Genomic DNA, 17,970 nt, shown 5'->3' with positions numbered 1-17,970 from the left:
GGATTCAGTTCCATACGTGACCGGGGGTGAGCCCTCTTGCTGCTCTCAGCGGGTTGGCTCTAGCGGGATGATCCGATCATACACCTCAGGAGATGAGCCGCCAGCCTTGCGGGTAGGCGTCCGGCGCCCACACGTTGGCGGCCATGGTGGACTGATACACGTGGCCCCTGTACGTCACCTTGTCGCCGGTCTTGTAGGCGTCGTGTGCACCGGTCGGCTGGGACCAAGCTGCCGGTGTGCCGTCAGCAGTTTCCTCGCGCCAGCCGGACACGCCGGGCTCCCACACATTGTGCGCCACGGTGGACACCCATGTCTTGCCGCTGTGGGCGGTGTGGTCACCCTGCCCGTAGGTGTCGAGGGCACCGGACGGCTGGACCCATTCCGGCCACGACCCGTCCGAGCGTTGGGCGCGCTTCGCTGCAAGACCGGACGCATCCTGATAGCGGGTGGTGGCGTCCTCGATCTGCTTGGGAATATCGGCTATGGCTTGTCGCCGGTTGGATTCGTTGTAGAGGGCTCGGAGGGTGTCTTGCAGGTCGGTGTCCGACAGGGTGGTTGGGTCGGTGATTGCGGTTGTCATGTGTGCTCCTTATGCGGCTGTTCCTGGGAGGGTGGTCATCAGTGCCACAGGCGGAGCCGGGAAAACAGCAGTACCCGACAGATTTTTGCCCGCGACGATGTCGACATATCCGTTTCCGTAAAAGGTCATGGAACCATTTACGCAAATAGCATTAAATTTTATTCCATTCTTTAGGAATTGATTAGCTGTCCCGGGAACGATCTGGTTAATAGATCCTGACATTGTCAATGACTCCCAAACGACATAAATAGCGCCATTGAGTCGTTTCGCTATCATACTCCCGCCATCTACCACATTTCTGATTTTAATGCTGCGCCAGCCGGTGTCCACTAGGACCACCTCCCAGCCCGTGCCGATACGCTGCCACTGCCACGCACCCACACCAGCCCCATCAGTCGAGCACCACATAGCACCCACCGGCGCAGCCTGCACCCACGACTGACCAGACGAATCCAGCGTAGACGTGATATCCGGACGCCCCTGCCCGACACCCATGTACGGGGACGGCTGGCCGGTGGCACCCGTGACGCCACGCGGCAGACCCAACGCCAACGTGAGATTGGGCCATGCGCCAGAAAAACTCGCGGTGGCAGGATTCCCGGTATCCACCGTGGAGACAGTCGTCTGGATCGTGCTGGGCACCGGAGCGTCCCTGCCGGCAGGACCGGCAGGACCGGTCGCGCCAGCCTCACCCGCAGGACCAGCAGGACCCTCAGGGCCAGCCGGACCAGCAGGCCCCGCAAACGTGGCCTGTGGCACACCATCCACGTGATCCCCGGATCGGATGAGCACATCACCGTCAGCCACCGACGCCGGCACCAGCAGAGTCACCAGCTGCGTCGACGGCCCCTCAGGCACATATCCGACAGCCGCCCACAAATCCAGCGGGGCCTGACGAGTGTGCCCGGTCGTCACCACGATCTCGATCGGATCCCACCCCAGCGAGGCGGCAAACGTCACCCTCCACCGGCCGGTCCACAGCCATACGCCACGCTGGCCCTGGATCGACAGATACCCGGCATCGTCCAGATCGGCGCGGACCGCCTCGTGGACGGAGCGGATCGACGGCTCCGGGGCGCCCTCACGGATGATCCTGCCCGGCTCCAGTGGCGCAAAAGTCACCGCCCCAGGCATGGTGATGGGCGGCCCATCGGGGTACTCGTCGCCCTGCGGGGTCATGTCTCCCACTGCCCGGATGGCGCGTGCCACCACGTAGCCGTAGGCGTAGTCCGGTGTGGGGAGGGCCGGCTCCACGCTGGGTGTGGTCACGACACGTCACCCACGTCAGCATGCTGAGGCTCCGGGTCGGGCACCTCGACATCCGGGTCGACCTCACCCGCCACAGCAGCAGGCACCGTCGGAGCCACCTCCGACGCCGGGGACGGGGTGTGCCTGTGTGCCACCAGCGGCGCCACCATCGACGCCAGAGTCAGGGCCGACGCCACCACCTGGGCGATGGACCCCTGAGTCGGTGCGTCGATGAGACCCCACGCACCCAGCGCCGCCAGGACCGCTGTGGCCACCCCGTACAGGGCCTTACGCTGCGTCTCAGTCATCATGCCGCCTTCTTCGTGCTGTCGAAATCCCAGTCGACACCCTCGCGGCCCACATACGCGGAAACCCGCGTCAACAGCCGGGCGAGATTGTTCTCCTTCTTGCCCCACGTGATAGCCGACAGGAACGTCTTCGGCAGCGCGTCGATTTTCCGTTCGGCGCGGATCGCGGCTGCACGGCCTTCGCCGGCAGCACGGTAAATGTCCTCAAGGCGCGACATGATGTCGCTGTACTGGCTCATGGTGAGTTCTCCTTCACTCGTGGATACACTGGATGTAGTGGATGTGTTGGACGTGGATGTCGTGGACGTTGACGCCGTGGATGCGCCGCCGAGAATCGCCGCAACCCGCTTACGAAACGCCCCCATGTCAAGGCCCGGATCAGACCAGTCCCTATCGTCGGCGACCTCGCCGTGACCGCACACCGACCCGGCAGACCAGCCATGAGCACGACAGATAGCAGCCGCCCACCGTGCCGCCGTCTCCTGCTGCTTCGCGTTCGGCGCACCGGCCGCAATGCACTCCACCCCGTACGTGTACTTGTTGGCGTTCTGCCTCGAGCCGCGCCAATTCACGCTACTCGCGAATGGGAACGTTTCGTGCAGCCAACCACTCCATGCCTTGTCGGAATACTGGAGACAGTGGTTCGCCCGTCCGGCCGCATTCACCCACAGGACCCCGTCAGGGTCGATGACAACGTTTGCTTTGTCCGGGCATGCCGGGTCGCCGTTGATAATGTCCGAGATATACTCGGTGACGCTACGGGAACCGAGCCCCCCGGCGGTGTGGTGAATCACCACACCATGCGGCTCCCAACCCTTCGCCGGGATACGCCACATGCCCCTATCGCGCCATCCAGGCACTTCCCTGATCGTCACACCGGCCGCACGATATGCGGCCAGCTGCTGATCAGCTGTCAATGGTGTCGCCATGTCATCTACTCCTCGTGTCCTCAAGCCGCTCCAGGCGGCGACGAATGTCCTCATGAATGTGGTCTGCTGTCTGCTCGATCCGCTGATCTGCGCTGCCCAGACGGCCGATGTCGCGGGCCATGCCACGCTGTGTGTCCCGCATCTCGCCGATCCTCGCTTCGATCCTGTCGACCGAATCACGCAGGCTCGACCCGTGATCCGGTGACGTTTCCGAGTCGAGCTTCCCGCGCATCTCCCGCACCTCGATACGCGTCCTGTAGCCGGACCACAGGGCACCGACGAGCGCCGCCAGGGCGGCCAGGACGCCGCCGAATGCCGTGATGATGTCGTCCCACTGATCAGGCGGAGGAATCGGAATCATTGGACTCATGAGCGCCTCACTTGGTGTAGGTGACTTCAAGACTGACATCAGACGGAGCGTTCGAGAAGCGCCCGAAATAGGTCAAATCCGTCCCCGCACCCTCACCCAGAGTGAAGCCGCGAATGGTTCCGTTCGCGATACCAGACCACCAACCTGACGGGATGTCAACCCACCTTGCAGCCCCCACACCCCACAGGGAGGTCGTGAATGCCCCGCCGCCCGAGGTTTGCGGCGAGGATGGGAGGGAGGTGTCATCGTAGTGCCCGATCCGCGCATATCCGCCGGCCGAATAGTACCAGTGAGTATTCCGTAAATACAGCCGCATACGTGAAATATGCACGCCACCGGATGACAGCTCAGTCGACGGCGCACCGCCCCACAGGAGCACCGAGTATCGCCGGGTCCCGCCATAGGAGCCCTGCTGTAGATCGGAGGTGACGACAGTCGATCCCTGCCATGTGCGGGTGTAGGCGGCGTTCCATCGCCTGGTGTAGGTTTGCACCGCCGCACCTGTGGGAGCTGTGCCGGCCGAGGACGACCCGTACGGCGTGCCACCGCCCTGATTCTCCTGCCCGTCCCCCCACGACCCGTACGACCCCATATCCTCCAGATAGATATTCGCCATGTGGGTGTCGGTAGACGAGAAGCGGCCGTATACGCCGAACGTGTTCATGTGCGCTGACAGCAGCAGCCGCACGGTAGTGTCATTCTGCTGCACCGGAAGAATGGATTCCCAATATGTGTAAGTGTTTCCGCCCGGCGCCTTGGTTGACATCATGTCGAGCTGCGCTGCGCCAGTCGTCACAGGCGACGGAGCCCCACCGACATCAGACGTCATCCTCAGACGCAAGTAGATCTGATCTGCCGCGCTCGTCCACACACCACCCTGCACCACGAACCGATAGACACGCCCGGCGTGCAAAGGAGTATCAAACTCCAGCAAGCCCAGCTCAGTATTTCCGAACTGGAGATTATTCAGCGACGATGTCGATCCGAGTTTCTGCCTGAAAACAATGCCCTGCGGCAGTGCGGCAATAGTATCCATAATGTCAGTTCCGGCAACCGTGAGCGTCCCATTCACCGCCATGTCGCCAGCTACACCGGAGCCGTCCGAGCCAAAACCGGCCACAGGGATACCGGCGACATCGTAAATGAACAGATGGTCATCAGAGGCCCCGCCCAATGACGTTGAGGCGTAGGCGCTGCCGTCGCCGTCATCACGCAGAACCTCAACAGTCGCACTGCCCACATGGACCCGAGGGAGGGCCGTTGGCGACGGCGACCACACGTCGATACCGGACAGCGACCCGGACGTGATGGTGCCGGCATCCAAGTTCGCCAGGGCAGTGCCGTCGATGGTGTCCGCCTGCCAGGTGGTGCCATCGGAGTGCCACATGCCGATGGTGTGGCCATTGCTGTCGAGCTGGAACCAGGCGTCACCGCGGTTTCCGACAGGTGACCCGTCGGGCGAGTTGAGGGAGTAGGTGTTGGTGTTCCTGCCCGAGGCGCTCGCGATCGCCACGGTCACCTCGGACGACAGCGCCGACATGGGGATCTGGGCCCGGCGTCCGACGACGTCGGTGACGGTCCACCGTCCATCCTGCAGGTCGACGGTCACCGACTCGGCCTCGTCGTCGTCACGGTTGCCGTCAGGAAGGACAGCTCGCAGCGAGTGCGGGACGATGGCGCGCACATCGGTGCCGTCGTACAGCTGGACGGCGGCGATGATGTCGACAGCCGGAGGCCACACCTGCGCCCACTGCTCCCCGCCATCGGGCACCCAGCCCGCCGGAGCCGAGACGGCCGTCGTGAGCAGGTCGGGGTCAGTGTCGGTCTCACCCCAGGTGACATCGGTGTAGCCGATGGTCGTGACACCACCATCGAGGCTGATGGTCCCGGCATCGACAGCGAGCCCGGACGCATCGACCATGGCCATGGTGACCCCAGACCATCCAGTGACGACACCGCCGGCCTCGACGGTCGTCACCATGGACACCCTGCCGGGAATGCTCATCGAGGCCTCCTGGGGTTCTGGACGCGGCGCGTGACCTTGCGTACGTGCGTGTGGCGGCTCACGGACATGTGACCATCGGCCGACAGCGGGATCGAGTACTTCATGAGCGCCATCCGCCACGTCCAGTCGCCAGCCTCGACGGCCACCATGTCCCGGGGTTCCAGGTGTGGGATGACGAGGCAATCGAAGGCCAGGTCCACGTAGGCCCACCCCAGATCGTCAAGCCTGCGCTGGGCGATGATCTTGGCGTCCTTGGCCGAGGTGATGTCAGTATTGGTCACCTCGTCGCGCAGATACCGCGGCACGCCGTTGCGGGCCAGACTCTGGGGGCTGAACGGGCTTGAGGCCGGAAGTGTCGCGGTCGCCGAGACCGCCTTCTTGGCCCCGGCTGGGGTGCCCCCGTAGACAACGACGAAGTTCTTGATCGCAGAGACGTCCGAGGTGATGTCAGGCTCGGTGAGGATGTCGACGCCCCGCCGGAACGTCCAGGCGGGCTTCTTGACGTTGCTCTTGAGCTGGCAGACCCCCATCCCGTTGTAGTGCAGCAGAGGATCAGTCCCGGCGTCACGGGACGCCAGGGTGTACGACAGCTGCTGGAGCTTGGGCCATGGGGCCTCGTTCGACAGGCACTGCCAGGTCGCAGTGATCTTGTCTGACCATCGTGGGATCGACGTGAACTGCTCGCCGGACTCGGTCAGGACGCGGGACAGGACATCGGACTTGCGAGCCCCGGCCGGGATGATCCAGTTCCGCGACTGCGGCACGGTGAGGAACGACTCCTTGCCCTGGGCGGACAGGGAGATCGAGTCGGCGTTGCGCTTGAGGCTCGTGATGGGTCCCGTGAACACGGGCACATCGACCCATCGGGGCAACTGCTCGGACCAGACACCGTAATGGACCCGAATCATGCGGTCGGCGTAGAGGGCCGCCTGGGCCGGACCCTGGGTGTCGAGGTTGAGACGGTTCTGGGGGTCGCGCAGCTCGAGAGTGCAGGTACGCGAAACGTCGGCCTCGACGTCGACATCGACCTGCCCGGACAGGACACCATCGTCGGCCGAGGCCATGATGTGATGGTCGAGGTCGAGTACGTCGACCCGGAACCGCACCTTGTGGTCGACGATCAGGCCAGCCTCGAAAGCGGCCAGGTCGTCGGCGGACAGCTTGAGGTCGATCATGCGTCGCCGCCGAAGGGGAACTGGTCGATCTGGTGGAAGTCGAATGAGGTCCGCCACATGCGTCCGGCCTTGCGGTTGACGCTCGACAGCTGCACGTTCGACACGTTGACCGGGAGCACCTGGTCCTCGATGACCAGCAGGAACCGATGCCCGATGCGCGTCTTCCATCCCAGGAGCCGACGCGACCAGACGTCAGGGGTGTCAGCGATCCCGGACAGGGGCACGAGCATCCCCGAGACAGTTCCCTCATAGCCTCGTTGGGCCGAGACGATGACGACGACACGGGGCGATCCGAGCGGCTCGAGGCTCGCGGAGACCTCTGGCATCTTGAGGTCGTGATCGGTGTCGCCCACGACGCCGACCGCCTCGTCGGTATCCGGGTCGATGAGCCAGGTGCCCTGCAGGTCGCGCTCGACCGTGATCTGCGTCGGAGTCGATGCCTTGCCATTGACGACAGCCTGCACACCGACAGTGTGACGACCCGAGGCGACATACACCCACCGACCGAAACCGGAAGCAACCGAACCCCAGGTGGCACCCGATACTCGGTCCACCTGAACGCCGTCGCGCAAGATGATCCACTCATCGGGCAGCTCGGATCGACTCCACGACAGGCGCACCTCGGGCCGCGTGCGATCCTGATCGGCTGTCAGACTGGACACCCCGGAGACCGTGGCCGACGGGGCATAGGAAACAGTGGCGGACGCCTCGCCTCGAGGGGGGCATCCCGGCGTCCCCACCCGTTGTGTCAGACCATCCCATGCCTGCACGAGCACCTGATACCGCCCGGATGACGCCATGGGGACCGTCGGGGTCCACGACGTGGCCGAAGTATAGATGACCCCGGAGCTGTCAATCTGCGTCAGGCTCGCCCCATCCCACCGGGAGACGATGACCCGCCAGTGGGTGACGGCTCCGCCGGACCCAGGGGTAACGGTCCAGGTGATCGGAGGCGTGGGGTCGGTGACGGTCGGCGACGAGGACGACGGGTACGTGAGTGTGACCACCGGCAGCGACTGATAGGTCATGCTGGCCGGTGCGGACCATCCGGACCACAGTCCAGATCCATCCTGGATTCGCACCCGCCACCACACCCGCGATCCGACGGCGAGCTTGGGCCACCCTGAGACCGACGAGGTCTCCATCTGGCACAGCGTGGTCGCCACCTGCCCCGAGTCCCAGCTCGGAGAGGAGAATCCGGTCTGCGTCGACGCCGTCTGCACCTGACAGGTGGCAATGTCGGTGCGCCCCGCATGGTCGTAGAACGTCCACCTCAGAGTCGGAGTGGGGGTTCCCACGACGGCTCCGGAGGTGGGCGACATGTCAGTGGGGGGCAGCGGATTCGACCACCAGTCGATGTCGAGAGTCGGCGTCGCCCCCGCCGAGCCGTCCATGGTGACGGTGTCGCCCGACAGCGGGGACCACAGCAGCAGACCGTAGAACCGCTGGCCATCAGCCACGCGCTGCATCTGTGCGGTGACATCGATCTGCCACAGGTCGCCGGTCTTGAGAGCCCCCGTGCGGGTGGCATCGGTGCGTGGACCCGTGCCGGAGGGCTTCGTCGTCCAGTCCAGGGTCCAGAACGACGCCGCCCACTTGTCGGCGAGCTGGGCGGTGATGGCATGGCTCGTGTTCGTGTTGGCACGCAGCCGAACCGTGAGGACAGCCTTGGTGACGTTCGCCCCGGTCGACGGGAAAGGGTTGGCGAACCACAGGACCGTCCAGTAGCGCTTCCCGGACGTCCCTGACACCTGGAGGTAGGTGTGTCGGGTGAAGTTGCGCGCCGACGGGGCAGCCTCCTCGACGAACGCACAATACTGGGCCCGCTGGGTGACGTGCGTCATGCTGCCGCTCCCGTCCGGGCCAGATCGGCCCACCGATCATCGAAGGCGTTGGCGCCCTCGACATACATGCGCCCCACGAGCTGGTCGTCGACATCGCGGACGACCAGGACCGACGGGGACGACTGCCGTCCGAGCATCTGGGCCGTCTGGCGGGCGTTGAACACCGTCGAGCCAGCATTGAGCTTGCGCATCTGGGCGCCGACGACGATCTCGGGGCGACCATCCTCGGACAGGGCAGCGATCTGCGAGAACGGCACCGTCCCGCCGCCGACGTATCCGTGGCCGTAGCCGATGACGGCCCGCCAGTTGCGGTGCTGGGCATTGGCGGCCCGCATGCCGACGATGAGGTTCTTGAGGGGGTTGTAGACGTTCGGCAGGAAGGACCCCATGTCCTTGCCGAAGTCGTCCCAGGTGACCTTCGGCACCTGGACAAGGCCGCGCGCCGGATCGCCGTGGGCGATGTTGACGTCATAGACGGCGGACGACTGGATGAGCTTGGGATTGCCCGAGGACTCGGTCATGATCTGGCGCAGCCACTTGTCCTCATCGGAGCGTCCGCCACCGATACCCGTGGCCGCCAGGGCTCGGGCGACCATAGGCCGCCACGATTCCTGGTTGCCAGCAGTACCAGCCTGACCGCCATCTGCGCCAGACCTCTTGAGCTTGTCCCACAGGCCCCTCGCCCACGCCACCGCATCCCCGGCGAGCTTGCCGGGCAGGCCCGCCAAAGCCGTCGCCCACCCGGAGGACCCGAGATGACCACTGATCTGCGATGAGAGCCCCGACAGCTTCGAGCGCACGAACGCCATCGGGTCGGCCAGGCCACCGAACGCCGCCTTGGCCTTCGCGGCCAGCTGGTCCGCCCAGCTCATCACGGCTGAGACTGCCCGCCCGAGCCATCCGGGACGCGACCCGCCTCGGTCGTAGGGGTCCTTTCCCGTCAGGCCATGCAAACCATCGCCGCCGGCGCGATACGCCTGCTGCTGATAGACAGCCGATCCGAGAGCGATACCGGCCCCCGGCAGCGGGATGCCGTGGACATGCCACGAAAACTTCTGGGCCGGGCCGCGCACCCAAGCGGCAATCCCTTGGCTGCGCAGAGCGTCGCGGATCTTCCACAGGTCGGCACCACCGACGACGTCGACTGCATCGCCACGGTGAGAGGTGCCAGACCATGGCGTAGCCGGGCGAAAGCCCCGCTGAGCGATCTGCAAGGTTGCGTTGAGCGAGGCAGCTACAGCCATGAGGCGGCGCTCGAACTCCTGTGACCAGCGCCCCGAGCCACCCACGAGGCCGCCCCCGGCGTAGCCATGCAGGCCGGAGTTGATGGCATGGAGCAGCGGCAGATTCCGGGCAGTCTGGCGCCGGTTGACGACGAATTCTCCCGGCTCGACGCGGGCCGTGGGGACCCCGCCGATGGACAGGCCAAGGACATTGTCGCGGTGCGCTGGATCGAAGCTTCCGGGGATGACACCGCCGCCGCGGAATCCGGCGATCGACAGCGGCTTCATCGGGTTCTTGACGCCGAAGAACCTCTGGACGGATGCGACGGCAGCGATGAGGCCCTTGTTGATCGGCGTGTCGATGACCCACCTGATGGGCTTGCTGACGATCGACTTGACCGCGTCCCACACCTTCTTGATGCCATCTTTCATGCCCGTGAAGGCACGAATCGCGCCATCCTTGATGCCGGTGAAGATGGTGATGACACCGCTCTTGATGCTGTCGGCGACATACAGGATGATGCCCTTGCCGAGAGTGAAGGCGAACTTGATTCTGGCCCACATGACCTCGACGATGCGCAGGACACCGTTGTGGATTGCCGTGAACGTGGCGACGATGCCGTGCCAGAATCCGACAGCAACCTTGGCCACCCAGCCGAACGCCGACTTGAAGAAGCCGACGAACGGCCCGGAGAACCACTGGCCGATGGCCACTGCTGCTTTCTTGACCCCCGAGAACGCAGCGTTGACACCCTTGCGGAAGGTCTCGGAGTGCCTGTAGGCGTAGATGAGGCCAGCGGCGAGAGTGGCGATCCCCGCGACGACGATGCCTATCGGGTTGAGGTTCATGACGACGTTGAGCGCCGCCTGGGCCGCGGCGACGATCTTCGTCCGAGCTGCCCACAGGTCCATGGCGACGGTGACCGCCTTGTAGCCTGCGGCAAAAGTAACCAGACCGGCGGCGATCGAGCCGACAAGCTTTTTGTGCTGCGCCATGAACCGCCCGACGTCACGCAGCATCGGGGTGAGGATCTTCAGGGCTCCGACCACAGCCCCCAAGGCCGTGGCGCCAGCCAGCTTGACCAGGTCACCCAGGAACGGGCCGAGCGCAGCCCCGGCACCCTTGACGAACGTCGTCACCGAGGAGAAGAAATCGGTCAGGAGCCGCTTGCCCTCACTCAGGGCGCCACGGATCTTCTCGCCGAGTCGCTGCCATCGCGACAGCTTGCCGTCCAAGTCGGCCCCCTTGAAGGCGTCATCGCCGGACAGCCCGGACCACACACCCGAGACGACCGGCTTGAGGGAACCGAGGGCGTCGGAGATCTTCTTCCTCGCACCTGCGGCGCCGTCGCCGAGATGAGCGATGGAGTCGTGGACGTCGAGGAGCCAGCCAGTGAACGCCGAATCCTCCTGCATGTGGAACGCATCGGCGAACCGCTGCGTGAAGTCGCCCTTGACGAGCACGTCGTACAGGCCACCCAGGCCGTCCCTGAGGCCCTTGAGTGCTGTCGTGGCACCGCCCGAGGACAGCGTGCGGGTGAGCTTGTCGATCGCGGGCCCGAGGACCGATCCGATCGCGCTGCCCACCTTCTTGGCGCCATCCTCCAGCGGGCCAAGTGAGGTCGTGACGCCGTTGAACAGCGGGGCCATCTTGGGGAACACCCCACCCATGAAGTTCGCGCCGACGCGCCCCAGGGAGGCCCCGATGTTCTTCATGGCCCCGGTGAACGTCTGCCCAGACTGCTTCGCCGACCCTCCGAGGCCCTGCTGCATGGCGGCCGAGAACGTGGCGAAGTCAATCTTGCCCTTGCTCACCATGGTCGACACGTCGGCGGTCGACTTGTGCAGCTGCTTGCTGAGCAGCTGCAGGACGGGGACGCCCTGGCTAGTGAGCTGCATCATGTCGTCGCCCTGCAGCTTACCTCGGGCTGCCACCGACGAGAAGATCCGTCCAGCGTCGGACATCGACATCCCGGCGATGGTGGCGGTGTCGGCGACGGTGCGCAGGACCGATGCCAGCTGGCGGCCGGGCTTGATCCCAGTGGCCACCATCATCGCCGACGTCGTGGCGGCCTCATCCAGGCCGAACGCGGTGCCCTTCACCGAGGAAAGCGAGTCCTGCATGATCTGGGAGACGTCCTTGGCGGACGATCCGAGACCGCGGAGCTTCTGGGTGGCCTGGTCGATGCTCGACAGGCGCGAGAATCCCTTCGTCAGCGCCACGCCAGCCGTCGCGGTGAGTGCACCGACGCCCGTGGCCGCTGCTGCGGCGGCGGACCCGACGGCGACCTTGAACGACGCCGACAGCCCACTCTTGAGAGTCGTTCCCATCTTGCTGCTGGCGCGCTGCAGCGTCTTGGCAAACCTGTCGGACGTCTCCTGGGCAGACTTGGAGCCCTGGGCCGGCATGGAGGCATACGGATTGGGCATCTTGGCCTGGAGCGCGGCCAGACCGTCGCGCATCGAGGCGAGCACTCCACGGTGGGAGTCGGCGGCCCTCTTCTCTGCGGCCTCCTGCTTGCCGATGGCCTCGGTGACCTTGCCACCGGCCTCGGAGCGCTTCTGATCGGCAGCGGCGACGTCGAGCTCTGCTCGAGCCAGACGCTGCTTGGCCCGAGCCGCCCGATCCTCGGCCGCCAGGAGGGCCGAGGACTTCTCGGCCCCCTTGGCGAGCGCGTCGGCGTACTTGGCCTGGGTCTCATTGAGCTTGGCCTGGGCGATCTCGACGGCCTTGGCTGCGTTCTCGCGGGCCGAGTAGGCGCGCTTGGCCGACTGCTCGGCCGACTCGAACGTCTTGCGCGCCGACTCAGTGTCGGCCCGAGCCTGCTCCACGCCATCACGGACCCCAGCCGACAGCGACCGCCCCATGGCCTTCCCGGCCCTGTCGGCGGACCGCTGGGCACCAGCGAGGAAGTCGTTCAGCTGCTTGGTGGGCGACCCGTCGAATCCGACCGACAACGACAGGTAGCCTTGGGCGAGCTCAGTGGCCATCTGGGTCCTTTCGGGGTCGGAATCGGGCCGCCAGGGCATCTGCCTCGGCGAGGGTCAGCGAGTCACCACGGAACGTCTCGGTCTGCCTACGGTCGCCGTCGTCCCACGGCCGCCACACCGGCTTGGGTTCGGGGCCACGCCCGCCGCCGAGACCCCACGAGAGCTGGTTGAGCTGGTCGACCAGCACGGCCGTAAGGGACGTGGCGGCATCCCAGGCGGCGCGAGGATCGACGGCACCCGCCAGGGGGCTACCGGCCGGGACGTGGCGGCACACGACGAACACGTCACGCCACGGCGTACGGCCGGCCTCGGCGTCACGCAGCCTCAGTCCAGCTCGGATGCACTCGTACTCGACTTCCTCGCGATGCTCCGCGACGAGGTCACGGAGCCAGAGGATTCCGGGACGTCCATCTCCAACTCCTCCTGGAGGATCTCACCGAACTTCTCGAGGAACTCCATGAGGTCGGACCTGCGCCAGTTGCGCTCCTCGAGCTCGAGCACGGAGGGCAGGTCTATCAGCTCGTCGAAATTACCGTCATTGGCTGCGCGAAGGATGCGCAGCACCGACACCCGTGGATCGGTGAACTCGGTTCTGTCGAGGCTGTACACCCGGTCCTTGACCGTGATGTCGATGGTGTCGCTCATGCCGTCGCCTTTCATCATGTGGTGTCCGCCGCGTCAAGAGAAAGTCCGTGCGGTGGGCGCGGCGGCAGAAAGTCCCACCGCACGGACGACTAGGGGGATCAGGAGGCAGCACCCAGATGCCAGGTGAAGAACTTGCCGTCCTTGTCCTTGAAGAGCTCGATCGTCGCCTTGAACGAAACGATGGCGTCCTTCTTGAAGGTGAAGCCGTCGATCCCGGTGACCTGACCGTCGCCGACATCGAAGACGCCGTCACCATTCGCGTCGTGGGTGAGGAACGCCCAGCAGGCGTGGGGGAGCGTCTCCCCGGTGTAGCTGATGGCGGTGACCCTGTTCGGCGCCGTGCTCGAGACGGTGACGTTGCTGTCGCCGAAGAGCGCCTTGCAGGAGTTGGCCGTCACCTGGTCGAAGGTGACCTCGAGGGTGGCCTCGTTGGACTTCTCGATCACTGCGATGGTGTCGAGATTCCAGTCCTTGATCTTGTCGTTCGACTTGTCCGTCTTGACGGACAGACCGTCATCGGAGATGTAGCCGAGATCGAGGTAAGCCGCGTTGAGGGCGGCAACCCCGTCGGTCGGTCGGGTCGACCCGATGGGAGCCTTCCAGGCGTAGCCGCCGACCTTCGGGCCGCCGACGCGGACCTCTGCGGTGGACTGCACGGGAGTGGAAGCCATGATGATGCCTTTCGTGGTGTGCCGCCGCGAGAAGGACTGTTCAGTTGTGCTGAGTGAGGAGGGTGGCGGTCATGACGTAGCGGGCTCGGCCGTCCTCGTCGGGAAACCACGACGGGGCGGTGCACTCGACCGAGGCGATGTACACCCCGCCTGAGGCCGAGATGCCTTCCAGCGCGTACAGCTGGTCGCGCACGGTTCCGGCCAGGACGGACGCCTGGGGCGCACTGTCATGGCAGACGGTGATGGTGACGATGCGCTCATCGAGCACATGTGATCTCACTGTGGGGCCGCCCGAGGCGCGCACCTGCACCTGTGGGCCGGTCGTGTCCCGGGGTCTCTCCGTCGACACGACCGGACCGTCGGGTTCGATGAGGGCGGCCACGACGACAGCTTCAATGTCGACGATCACGGCTCATCAGCCCCGTCGAGTTCAGCCCGAGCGGGCTCATGGTCATCAGGGTCGGGGTCGGGTGCGTCGACCTGTACGGCGAACCCACCGGCGATCATCTCGTTGGCGGCGCTGCGCGACAGCTCGGCGATTCGGCCAGTTTCCAGGATCTTGACATGCAGAGTGTCCATGTCACCTCCTCCCGGCCTCGAGGCACGCCATGAAGCCGTGCGGGTCATGCTGGACCAGCCAGGTGGCGAACGCCGAGGCCGGCCGGACCGTGTATCGGGTGCGATGCTCCCCGGGTTCGGTGACGACCACGAAGTGGGGTCGCTGCACCGGATGCTTTTCTGAGCGCGGGTAGCTGTCGGCCCACCGGTTCGCGGCATCACGCACTCGGACCGCCATCTCGAGAACCTCGGGGCGGACCGGTGCCGTCTTGAGCGTTCGAACGAGAGCCTTGCGGTTCACCTTGAGACGTGGCTCAGCCATCGATCCTCCTGACTCTGAACCGGTATCCGGGCTCGAACCCGAACGGGCCGTGATTCCAGTCCTCTGACTCGCCGATCACCTCGAACATGTGTCCGAGAATGACGACCCGATCCTTGTCGGCGGCAGCCCAGGGCGACAGCACCTGCAAGGTGGTCGAGATGCGGTTCGCACCGACGGCCGCCGGTTCGTCGGACTGCTCCTGGGACCAGCCGAACACCATCCGCGGGGTCGAGGCCCATTCGTCGGTGGCGTTCCCGTGGACGTCGGTGGCCCCCAGCGAGCGGACGAGATGGCGCACCGGGTGGCGGGCGATCACGGGAGCTCCCACAGGGGGCCGTCCGACCCATTGATGTCAGATCCACACGAGCACGTCCCGCCCCACACCGTCGAGCACACCTCGGCATGGACGCCCCGGCCGGGGGAGATCTTCGGCATGACCGAGAAGGCACGCCCCGACGACGATGCATCGCGGCAGAGCTTCTGCAGATCAGTGATCTCGGACGGCCAGAGCAGACCCGACGACGGTCGAGTCGTCATGACATGGGTGAACGGTCCGGCCGTCTCCGACGTCGTCGATCCGGACACTCCCGTCTCATTCCATCGGAGGATGGCGCGACGAAGAATGGCCTTCGCCGCACCGAGGTACGGGAATGCCGGATCCGACAGACAGGGGGCGACCCGGAGAGCCACCGCGACAGCGTCGTCGATCATCGCCTGGGCACGCTCGGTCGGAATGTCCGCGAACGGGGCCAGGTCCTCGATGCTGATCACAGCCATGTCAACCGACCAGATCCCAGAACGTCACCGGTCACGCGGAGACCGAGGCGTCCTTGACCAGCACGAACTGGTTGGGGTCCAGGATGGCGACGTACAGGACGGCCTCGACGCGCAGGAGAATCTCGTTCGCACCCTTGAGGTCGCGGCCCGCGTTGTCCGGGTCGCCGTACTGGATGAGCTCGATGGGGAAGTTCCGCTGGAAGCCCCAGCGGACCTTGCTCCAGTCGCCCATGACGGCTCGGATTCCGGGGTCCTTGGCGATCTCGGGCAGTCCGGAGATCGTCGAGGACTGGCCCACCTTGAGGCCGCGCCACGACCCCATGTTCCCGAATCCAGCGTTCGGGTACATGGGCTGACCCGCCAGGGAGTGGCCCTTGGGGTAGACCTCGGTGGCCAGTGAGTAGTTGAAGGAGGGCGTCATGGCGATGCCGTCAGGCATGGACTCTCCAGTGGAGGCGATCTTCCCGACGGCGGAGACGAGATCATCGGTCGGGCTCGCCGTCATGTTGACGATCGCCGTCGACTTGGACAGGCTCGTGGGGATCGACGTTGCCGCAGCGCCGGTGGCGGGGTCGATCCCATGGATGGCGATGAGGTCAACGGCCCGACCGATCGACGATCCCAGCGCCGGGGCGATGAGGTCCTGCATGACGCCGAGACGGTAGTCGGCATCCGCGTACATGAACTCGTCAGACGTGCGCTGCTGGGTGACGATCTTGATCGGAGCAGCCGACCACGGGGTGATGGTCGGCACAGCGGCCGCGGGCTTCTTCTCGGTCTCTCCGACGATCTTGGCGCGCGGCACGCCCGAGAACGTGGCCCCCTTGACAGGGCCGAAGATCGTCGGCTTCTCCGGCGACAGGGCCGCCAGGGTGCCAGAATCGAGCGCCTTGTCGCGCACGATCCCGACGACCGTACCGGGAAGCTGGAGTTGGGTGGAGTTGATGGTGGTGGCATTGACAGCCATGGTGTTACCTCCGGTTGATGTCTACGAGGGCGTCGATGAAGTCGAGTTCCTCGGTGCGTTCTTGGTTGTCGGTGGGTGGTTGACCAGCGAGCCTGCGCATCTGCTGCGACTGGCGTGGCTCCATGAGAGCGGCGAGCCCGTCAGCCGACTTCTCGAGCGATTCCCGATCGTTGCCCGACAGGTAGGCGGCGGCCTCCTGGGGGAGACCCTTGGCGGATACGACGTCGCGGCGGAGATGTTCGAGGATGAGGGCATCGACCTTCGCCTTGAGCTCGCCATTGGCCTTGGTGAGCTTGTCGATGTCCGAGGTGCTCGAGTCGTTGGCCTGCTCCAGTCGATCGAGAGCGGCCTTGTTCTCCTTGGCTCTGGACTCCCACTTGCGCGCCCCTGCCTTCCGGTCCGTCGCGCTCTCCGAGTGGGTCTTGTTGCCGGCCTCCCGTGCGGGATTCTCGATGGTCCCCTGATCCGCCTTCGCGGACTCCTGGTCTTCTGGCATGGTTCCTCCGTGCGGTGGTGATGCGATGGTCCCCGTGCGGGGATGGGCGTCCTTGACGGCGACACCCGGGCCGAACTCAATGGGGCGAGCTGAGCTCGCGCATGGCGGAGAGAACTGCTGTGGTCATCGCCTGCTCTCCTCGGTCGCCGACAAGCCTGACCGCCGAGCGGTACAGCTCCTCATGGGAGCGTTCGGCGTCTGTCTGTTCCCACGGGCCGATCACCTCGACTGCCGTGCAACCGCAGTGGTCGTGGTATCTGGACCCGGGTTGTCGTGGTGTTCTGCGACGATGGGAGGACCGCTTTCGGTAATGATTCCCAGTTACGACGAGCGCCGACTCCCGAGACGAGTAGTCAGATTTCGTCGCGAGCATGATGCAGAACTCGCACGGGTTGACATCGGTGACGCGGCGCCATGTCGTGTGGCTCGCGGCCGTTGACCACTCCATAGTGTCCCGGCCTCCATTGAGGACCCGGCGATCCACGCTCGACGCATACTCGGCCACGATCCGCTCGAAGGCGTCAGGGGCACGTCGAACCGACCCCATGAGCGCGAACGCGGCCGACGTGGCGGGAGCCGGATCGAACTCGTCGAGGACGACCTGGGCTGACGCGGGCCGATGTGACTGGATCGAGCGGTAGTCGGTGATGAACTGCGCGGTCCGCTGGGCCGAACTGGCATGCCCGGCCTTCTCCAGCGCCGTCCACATGATGACGAACTGCGGATCGCCCACCTTGCCCGCGAACCATCGACGCCCCAGCTCGGCGGCATAGGCCGAGTACACCCGGGCGATCCTCGTCTGCGAACGCTGATGGTCGGCAACGAGTCGCCGGGCAGCCCGCGCCACCGATTCGGACATGG

General features: G+C 65.4%; 20 protein-coding genes. All 20 read right to left on the bottom strand.

Going from position 1 to position 17,970, the window contains the following annotated elements; translation table 11 throughout:
* Positions 1 to 85 precede the first annotated feature (85 nt).
* The 20 genes from E0E30_RS07995 to E0E30_RS07910 all read right to left on the bottom strand — a co-directional run bounded on the left by E0E30_RS07995 (position 86) and on the right by E0E30_RS07910 (position 17,968).
* Complete coding sequence (locus E0E30_RS07995; protein WP_130865858.1) at positions 86 to 580, bottom strand: carbohydrate-binding protein; 495 nt, start codon at positions 578 to 580, stop codon at positions 86 to 88.
* 9 nt (positions 581 to 589) lie between these two features.
* On the bottom strand, positions 590 to 1,849 hold the full coding sequence (locus E0E30_RS13310; protein ID WP_167853840.1) for a collagen-like domain-containing protein: 1,260 nt from the start codon (positions 1,847 to 1,849) through the stop codon (positions 590 to 592).
* A complete protein-coding gene (locus E0E30_RS07990) occupies positions 1,846 to 2,139 on the bottom strand; it encodes a hypothetical protein (protein WP_210115802.1) in 294 nt (97 codons plus the stop codon). Before E0E30_RS07990 ends, E0E30_RS13310 begins: the two co-directional genes overlap by 4 nt.
* The gene (locus E0E30_RS07985) at positions 2,136 to 3,065 is read right to left on the bottom strand and encodes a peptidoglycan recognition protein family protein (protein WP_167853919.1); all 930 of its coding nucleotides are present in this window, start codon (positions 3,063 to 3,065) and stop codon (positions 2,136 to 2,138) included. Before E0E30_RS07985 ends, E0E30_RS07990 begins: the two co-directional genes overlap by 4 nt.
* A gap of 1 nt (position 3,066) precedes the next feature.
* Complete coding sequence (locus E0E30_RS07980; RefSeq protein WP_210115801.1) at positions 3,067 to 3,435, bottom strand: hypothetical protein; 369 nt, start codon at positions 3,433 to 3,435, stop codon at positions 3,067 to 3,069.
* A gap of 7 nt (positions 3,436 to 3,442) precedes the next feature.
* Entirely contained in the window at positions 3,443 to 5,440 is a 1,998-nt protein-coding gene (locus tag E0E30_RS07975; protein WP_130865854.1) for a hypothetical protein, read from the bottom strand.
* Positions 5,437 to 6,615, bottom strand: a complete 1,179-nt coding sequence (locus E0E30_RS07970) for a hypothetical protein (protein ID WP_130865853.1) — start codon at positions 6,613 to 6,615, stop codon at positions 5,437 to 5,439. The genes E0E30_RS07975 and E0E30_RS07970 overlap by 4 nt, the downstream gene beginning before the upstream one ends.
* A complete protein-coding gene (locus tag E0E30_RS07965; RefSeq protein ID WP_130865852.1) occupies positions 6,612 to 8,459 on the bottom strand; it encodes a glycoside hydrolase family 78 protein in 1,848 nt (615 codons plus the stop codon). Before E0E30_RS07965 ends, E0E30_RS07970 begins: the two co-directional genes overlap by 4 nt.
* Positions 8,456 to 12,673, bottom strand: a complete 4,218-nt coding sequence (locus E0E30_RS07960; RefSeq protein ID WP_130865851.1) for a tape measure protein — start codon at positions 12,671 to 12,673, stop codon at positions 8,456 to 8,458. Before E0E30_RS07960 ends, E0E30_RS07965 begins: the two co-directional genes overlap by 4 nt.
* Positions 12,663 to 12,860, bottom strand: a complete 198-nt coding sequence (locus tag E0E30_RS07955; protein ID WP_130865850.1) for a hypothetical protein — start codon at positions 12,858 to 12,860, stop codon at positions 12,663 to 12,665. The genes E0E30_RS07960 and E0E30_RS07955 overlap by 11 nt, the downstream gene beginning before the upstream one ends.
* A 137-nt stretch (positions 12,861 to 12,997) precedes the next feature.
* Positions 12,998 to 13,318, bottom strand: coding sequence for a hypothetical protein (locus E0E30_RS07950; RefSeq protein ID WP_130865849.1), 321 nt, complete (start codon positions 13,316 to 13,318; stop codon positions 12,998 to 13,000).
* A gap of 98 nt (positions 13,319 to 13,416) precedes the next feature.
* Complete coding sequence (locus E0E30_RS07945) at positions 13,417 to 13,989, bottom strand: phage tail tube protein (RefSeq protein WP_130865848.1); 573 nt, start codon at positions 13,987 to 13,989, stop codon at positions 13,417 to 13,419.
* A 40-nt stretch (positions 13,990 to 14,029) separates the two neighbouring features.
* Positions 14,030 to 14,398, bottom strand: a complete 369-nt coding sequence (locus E0E30_RS07940; protein WP_130865847.1) for a hypothetical protein — start codon at positions 14,396 to 14,398, stop codon at positions 14,030 to 14,032.
* Positions 14,395 to 14,568, bottom strand: a complete 174-nt coding sequence (locus tag E0E30_RS13305) for a hypothetical protein (RefSeq protein WP_167853918.1) — start codon at positions 14,566 to 14,568, stop codon at positions 14,395 to 14,397. The genes E0E30_RS07940 and E0E30_RS13305 overlap by 4 nt, the downstream gene beginning before the upstream one ends.
* Position 14,569: 1 nt before the next feature.
* Positions 14,570 to 14,869 carry a hypothetical protein gene (locus E0E30_RS07935; protein WP_130865846.1) on the bottom strand — a complete coding sequence of 100 codons (300 nt, stop codon included), beginning with the start codon at positions 14,867 to 14,869 and terminating at the stop codon, positions 14,570 to 14,572.
* Positions 14,862 to 15,185, bottom strand: a complete 324-nt coding sequence (locus E0E30_RS07930) for a hypothetical protein (protein ID WP_130865845.1) — start codon at positions 15,183 to 15,185, stop codon at positions 14,862 to 14,864. The genes E0E30_RS07935 and E0E30_RS07930 overlap by 8 nt, the downstream gene beginning before the upstream one ends.
* Entirely contained in the window at positions 15,182 to 15,646 is a 465-nt protein-coding gene (locus E0E30_RS07925; protein ID WP_130865844.1) for a hypothetical protein, read from the bottom strand. Before E0E30_RS07925 ends, E0E30_RS07930 begins: the two co-directional genes overlap by 4 nt.
* A gap of 31 nt (positions 15,647 to 15,677) precedes the next feature.
* Positions 15,678 to 16,613, bottom strand: a complete 936-nt coding sequence (locus E0E30_RS07920; protein ID WP_130865843.1) for a phage major capsid family protein — start codon at positions 16,611 to 16,613, stop codon at positions 15,678 to 15,680.
* 4 nt (positions 16,614 to 16,617) lie between these two features.
* Positions 16,618 to 17,109 (bottom strand): DUF4355 domain-containing protein, encoded by a 492-nt coding sequence (locus E0E30_RS07915; RefSeq protein WP_130865842.1) that lies wholly within the window; start codon positions 17,107 to 17,109, stop codon positions 16,618 to 16,620.
* Positions 17,110 to 17,185: 76 nt separating this feature from the next.
* On the bottom strand, positions 17,186 to 17,968 hold the full coding sequence (locus tag E0E30_RS07910) for a VG15 protein (protein ID WP_130865841.1): 783 nt from the start codon (positions 17,966 to 17,968) through the stop codon (positions 17,186 to 17,188).
* Positions 17,969 to 17,970 lie beyond the last annotated feature (2 nt).

The sequence above is a fragment of the Acidipropionibacterium timonense genome, from assembly GCF_900605005.1.
In the GTDB taxonomy this organism is placed as follows: domain Bacteria; phylum Actinomycetota; class Actinomycetes; order Propionibacteriales; family Propionibacteriaceae; genus Cutibacterium; species Cutibacterium timonense.
The sequence above is the reverse complement of the archived record's forward strand: the minus strand, read 5'-3'. Positions and strand labels throughout refer to the sequence as shown.

Excerpts from the sequence above, each read along its gene's own strand:
- E0E30_RS07995 (WP_130865858.1), bottom strand. The coding sequence starts at position 580 with ATGACAACCGCAATCACCGACCCAACCACCCTGTCGGACACCGACCTG.
- E0E30_RS07915 (WP_130865842.1), bottom strand. The coding sequence starts at position 17,109 with ATGCCAGAAGACCAGGAGTCCGCGAAGGCGGATCAGGGGACCATCGAG.
- E0E30_RS07985 (WP_167853919.1), bottom strand. The coding sequence starts at position 3,065 with ATGGCGACACCATTGACAGCTGATCAGCAGCTGGCCGCATATCGTGCG.
- E0E30_RS07920 (WP_130865843.1), bottom strand. The coding sequence starts at position 16,613 with ATGGCTGTCAATGCCACCACCATCAACTCCACCCAACTCCAGCTTCCC.
- E0E30_RS07935 (WP_130865846.1), bottom strand. The coding sequence starts at position 14,869 with ATGGCTGAGCCACGTCTCAAGGTGAACCGCAAGGCTCTCGTTCGAACG.
- E0E30_RS13305 (WP_167853918.1), bottom strand. The coding sequence starts at position 14,568 with ATGGACACTCTGCATGTCAAGATCCTGGAAACTGGCCGAATCGCCGAG.
- E0E30_RS07975 (WP_130865854.1), bottom strand. The coding sequence starts at position 5,440 with ATGAGCATTCCCGGCAGGGTGTCCATGGTGACGACCGTCGAGGCCGGC.
- E0E30_RS07925 (WP_130865844.1), bottom strand. The coding sequence starts at position 15,646 with ATGGCTGTGATCAGCATCGAGGACCTGGCCCCGTTCGCGGACATTCCG.
- E0E30_RS07970 (WP_130865853.1), bottom strand. The coding sequence starts at position 6,615 with ATGATCGACCTCAAGCTGTCCGCCGACGACCTGGCCGCTTTCGAGGCT.
- E0E30_RS07980 (WP_210115801.1), bottom strand. The coding sequence starts at position 3,435 with ATGAGTCCAATGATTCCGATTCCTCCGCCTGATCAGTGGGACGACATC.
- E0E30_RS07990 (WP_210115802.1), bottom strand. The coding sequence starts at position 2,139 with ATGATGACTGAGACGCAGCGTAAGGCCCTGTACGGGGTGGCCACAGCG.
- E0E30_RS07965 (WP_130865852.1), bottom strand. The coding sequence starts at position 8,459 with ATGACGCACGTCACCCAGCGGGCCCAGTATTGTGCGTTCGTCGAGGAG.
- E0E30_RS07910 (WP_130865841.1), bottom strand. The coding sequence starts at position 17,968 with ATGTCCGAATCGGTGGCGCGGGCTGCCCGGCGACTCGTTGCCGACCAT.
- E0E30_RS07950 (WP_130865849.1), bottom strand. The coding sequence starts at position 13,318 with ATGAGCGACACCATCGACATCACGGTCAAGGACCGGGTGTACAGCCTC.
- E0E30_RS07945 (WP_130865848.1), bottom strand. The coding sequence starts at position 13,989 with ATGGCTTCCACTCCCGTGCAGTCCACCGCAGAGGTCCGCGTCGGCGGC.
- E0E30_RS07960 (WP_130865851.1), bottom strand. The coding sequence starts at position 12,673 with ATGGCCACTGAGCTCGCCCAAGGCTACCTGTCGTTGTCGGTCGGATTC.